This window comes from Gammaproteobacteria bacterium, from assembly GCA_027296625.1.
Taxonomy (GTDB): domain Bacteria; phylum Pseudomonadota; class Gammaproteobacteria; order JAKEHO01; family JAKEHO01; genus JAKEHO01.
Map to the genome: position 1 here is coordinate 1 of JAPUIX010000051.1, position 4,154 is coordinate 4,154.

Below are 4,154 nucleotides of genomic sequence, written 5' to 3' on the forward strand. Positions count from 1 at the left end.
ACCACGGCGTTGAAGATGTAATCCTCCTGGCCGGGGTCCTTGTGCTCGTTGCAGACGTGGTTCAGGTCATTGATCAACGCCGACGTCGACGGATACGGCACCGTGATGAAGAGGCTCTTTTTGGCGGCGCCGTCTGTCGAAGACGCGGCCATGGCCGTCGCCGGGTTGAGCGTGGCGCCGAGTAGCGTGAACGCTGCGATCAGCGCCATCAGGAGTTTGAATCGACCCAACATCGTGCTGGTCCCCTTTCGTTGGGTACGGGATGGGACACGTTCAGTGTTCACTGGGACTTCCCTTCGGGGCGTGGGTCGAGGCTTGGTGCTTGCGATGTGTTGGACAATGAATTTGCTCTAAAGTCCACACAATTGGATCCAACACTATAGACAAACAGTACCAGCAAACCGATGCCGACTGTGGCACCGAGGGACAAATATAGTCGGTATCGATGGGACATGCTGTTGCAGTCTGGACGTTGGACGAATGCGGGGGCAACGATAAAACGATGAGCGGGTTGATCAATTAGATTAACGGCTTCATCGACAAGACACATATTATTTTGACATAAAAAGGATAATGCCGCGGGCGCAGGGCTAGGATTGTTCCCGACAATCCTTTGCATTTCCTCCATCCGTGGAGGTCAGATGTTCAAGCTTCAATAAGGCGTATTTGATACAAGACGTGATGCTCGACAACTGCTCCCGCGTTGTTCTAACTTCCAGCGTCCCTGCCGGTCGCCTCTTTCGGGTCAGTTAACGTGCCGTCAAGATCAAAAAAGACATGCATGTGGGCGAGGCGTGCGGTTTAGGGAGGTGATTAATCCATATATTGCAAGTTGACTCTTTACTATTTGGGCTCAATGCACGGTAGGCTTTGCTTCATCAGAATCTGGCTGCTCATTGCTCACAGCATGCTTCACGAGAAGATCTTTCAGTTCATTCTCCCTTTCTGATCTCAACATTCTGAATAGGGGCCAATTTTGAACTTGTTCAATATCCAACTTGCCTGACTCGATTATTGTTGGCATGAGTTGTAACGCCTGTTCGTAGTCTTCCTGCAACACATATTTTGCTAACAAATAAATAGGTTCTTTCGCCGATAAATCTGCGCTGTCCACTTCTGCCCGTACCGATTCATACATCCCCTGCCACTTTTTAGATTGCCAAAAATTTACTTGTGCTATCAATCTTACTGATTCAGAGAGTGCCTTGTCGCGAACCGTAAAATAACTCAAAGACTCTGCAATCTTCCATCTCTCACGCTCTAAATGATTGAAAGCTATATCATTTAGTAGAGACCCACGCGCATCGTTATCATGCTCATACTTCTTCCATAGCTCCGCCGCAATAAGTATGAAACAACGCTCGAATCTTGAAATCTTGTCCTCTAGATATTCTGGAGACACGCCTAGTTGCATCCCAATTCCAGGCACCTCTCCCAAGGATTTCGGGTAATTCTTAACATAGGAAGAGTTAACAACACCGCCATTGTGAACCAGGAGGTTTCTTCTCTGACAGGCTTCAACCAACTCTTCCTTATGATCACTAATGTAACTCGCAGAAAGATTCATCTTTTGCTTAACAAAGCCCAACCAATCATTGAAACTTCCCCGCAATACACTTTCTACTCTCCCATCAACAATGTATTTTCTTGCATCTTCGATGGAACCAATGGCATTGAGATCTTCTAGACTAAGCAGCTTGTCCTTTAGACCAACCGCATCTGGATTCCTGTCGTAGTACGTGTGCATGAGCTCTGCAAAAAAACGTTCTACTGCGCTAATTAGACTAATAAGGGAGCTGTGATAAAGATTTTCTTTTCTAGTCGTGACTTTCTTGAAGATTGACATGGCATCATGAAATCTTTTTTGGCTTCCCTTACCGATCGTAAGTTTCACCTTTTTGTGTTCGTCCTCGCCAGATTCTTCTATGTCTACTTCGATCTTATCTCCAAACAAGGTCTTAAGTTTCTCTTTCTTGGTTTCATCCAGCTCAAACAAGTCGGGCTCTAGCTCACTAAAAGCTAACATCAAAGGCGTAAACCCTATTGGATCTTCAGATAGGTCATCCTCCCATTTCTGCTTGAGGAATCCGGAAACCATATCGACGAAATCGCGTAACCCTTCGAGATTGTCGTTAAACTGACGGATAGGCTTTTCTAACATTTTCAATTCTAAACGTAGTTATGACTCTTGGTATCGGAATAACTAAGTGCCTTAATCGCAGTATATCGTCGTTGATGGGTGGTGTTAGGAGCGACGGGTGATCCAGTGGAAAACAGCGTTCACTCTGGCACGAATCCTTTCAGCCAGAGTGTGTTTACGTCGAGGTAACCGAACTAGTCTATAGTTTCCTCCGCAACGCAACCACTCCGTCAGACATACGCGAGTCACCCGTGACAGCTCACCAATCATTTCATCAAATGATGGGTCCTCGAACGGGTTATTAATGAGTAGCGGGAGAAGCTCGTTAGCCGCGAGTTCACCGCGATGCACGTGCTTGCTGCGGACTCGCTGTGGTGGTACAGCAAGCCTCCGGAGCCGTTCACCCTCCTCTGGATTCATCAGGCTCGCGACAACATCATAGACATTTGCGCGATCATAGCGCTTGCCGCTTGACTTTAGCGCTTCGCAGGCAACGACAAGAAAGACGGCATAGGCTGTGCGCTGGTCGGGCCACATTGAACGTGCAATGAGATACGCGTTGCCCGCGCGCAAGAAGTGGTCACGCTTGGAGGCAGGCAACTCCGTGAACATACGCCAGAGATCTTCGATATCCGCCGGCACCCATTGCTCGTACATATCCCACTGTAGTCCAGTCGGCCCTAGACCTGGTCGACTTACTTCACGTCTTTCTACTGGTGGTGTACTACCGACCGAGGGAAGCTCGCGGGTCTTGGAAATCTCCGCGTACCCAACCTGACCAATCTTACAATCTGTAATGCGACCCTGTTCATCTAGCTGGCATACCCATTCCCGTTCAGACTTGCTGATTATGACGTTTAGGTCAAGCACGACGCTCAGAAAAATACGGACCTCGTGAAGGCGGGTCTCAAAGTTCGCGGTGACTCCCTGATTCCCGATGCCTTCAACTATCGCGTCCACCACAATCGCTTGCGAGCCGAGGAGGGCATCCGTCGGATGTTTTGATGGCGGGCCGATGCGGAGCTGACTCTCAAGCCACAGTTCACCGCGCCAAGGGAGTCCATAGTAGCTCAAGAGCCCCCACCGATGACCGCGAATGGTCTTGCCTGCACGCTGTCGTGCACTTGTTGCATCGATGAAGTCCTGAGCCGTCTCCAAAGAAAGCTCCGGCGTGCCACTTGGGCGAGCTTTAACCCGAAGCTCGGCGTCACGCGATCTCTCCCAGACGATGTCTAATGACGGAGGTAACGGACCACCTACTGTGTGTACAGATAGCGTCCCACTGTTCTCGGCACTCTCTAACTGAGACAGGCCACTCGAACTCCAACCCCGTTCTTCTTTCTCGGCGTTAAGATGTGCCATCCAAGTCTTTGCATCTTTGGCAGGAACAACAAGCTCGATTGGCCACTCACCGGCTTCGAAGCGAAGATCGGCGACTCGCCGCATACCGCCCGCACCATCGGCAACACAAATCTGGGCACCCGGCTTCCGCTTTGGCATGGTAGGCAGAACCTCGTGAGATTAATGCATTATAGAATGTAATGATAATTGAACGTCCCTATAGGAAGTTAATTGTAGAATTTTTGTCGCCCCTACGGTCGAGCCGAGGCCGTTCATTTGCTCCTGCATTCACGGCATTCGTGCATCCCTGCACATCAGACAAGGGCAGCCGAAGGCCACTCCTACGCATCCATGCGTCCGCGGCACTCGCGCCTCCTGCGCATCGCGCTGCCCCTAGGTTCTGGTAGTTTTTCCCGCCTTACGCCGAGCCGAATGCCGACCGAGACGAAGGCCGGCCTGAAGGGGCGCAGGGTCAGGGGGAAATGGTTTTGGGTACAATCAGTACCCCGCGTATGGGCGACCGACAGGGATGTCGGAAGGTAGGGCAACGCAGGGAGCAGTTGCCGAGCCGGCACCCCGCTAATACACCGTCCGCGTAGCGGACACTACTTCGCAATTGCGGCGGGGGCGGTTACGTCCCGCCGCAAAGGAAACTCATAACTCCCCCCCGGCT

General features: G+C 50.8%; 3 protein-coding genes. All 3 read right to left on the reverse strand.

The features are described 5' to 3' along the window. Nucleotides 1-233, reverse strand: a 233-nt coding sequence (locus O6944_02885) for a hypothetical protein (GenBank protein MCZ6718085.1), incomplete at its 3' end; no start/stop codon positions are given. A gap of 620 nt (nt 234-853) precedes the next feature. Then, nucleotides 854-2,161 carry a hypothetical protein gene (locus tag O6944_02890; GenBank protein ID MCZ6718086.1) on the reverse strand — a complete coding sequence of 436 codons (1,308 nt, stop codon included), beginning with the start codon at nt 2,159-2,161 and terminating at the stop codon, nt 854-856. Nucleotides 2,162-2,245: 84 nt separating this feature from the next. After that, on the reverse strand, nt 2,246-3,640 hold the full coding sequence (locus tag O6944_02895) for a hypothetical protein (protein ID MCZ6718087.1): 1,395 nt from the start codon (nt 3,638-3,640) through the stop codon (nt 2,246-2,248). Between the last annotated feature and the right edge of the window lie 514 nt (nt 3,641-4,154).